Raw genomic sequence first — 361 nt, forward strand, 5'->3', positions numbered from 1 at the left:
GTCGGCCGTTAGCTCAGTTGGTAGAGCAGTTGGCTTTTAACCAATTTGTCGAAGGTTCAAATCCTTCACGGCCGACCACTTCTTAAATAGTTAATTTCCAAATTTATAAATCAGATAGCAAACAAAAAAAAGCCGAGGCTTTTAACCGTTAAGCCGATTAGCTCGAAGGTTCAAATCCTTCACGGCCGACCACTTCTTTCTTAATAAGTACAATGCAAAATTAGCATATTAGTGATTTTTGCATTAGTTGATGATGATTCTCAACACCACAGTTTATATGTCGGCCGTTAGCTCAGTTGGTAGAGCAGTTGGCTTTTAACCAATTTGTCGAAGGTTCAAATCCTTCACGGCCGACCACTTC

General features: G+C 40.4%; 2 tRNA genes. Both read left to right on the forward strand.

From position 1 onward, the window contains the following. The first annotated feature begins 2 nt into the window (after positions 1-2). Positions 3-78 (forward strand) — tRNA-Lys (locus H4J67_RS20090). A 203-nt stretch (positions 79-281) separates the two neighbouring features. Beyond that, positions 282-357, forward strand: a tRNA-Lys gene (locus H4J67_RS20095). Positions 358-361 lie beyond the last annotated feature (4 nt).

The organism is Colwellia sp. BRX10-4, from assembly GCF_014077465.1.
GTDB lineage: Bacteria > Pseudomonadota > Gammaproteobacteria > Enterobacterales > Alteromonadaceae > Colwellia_A.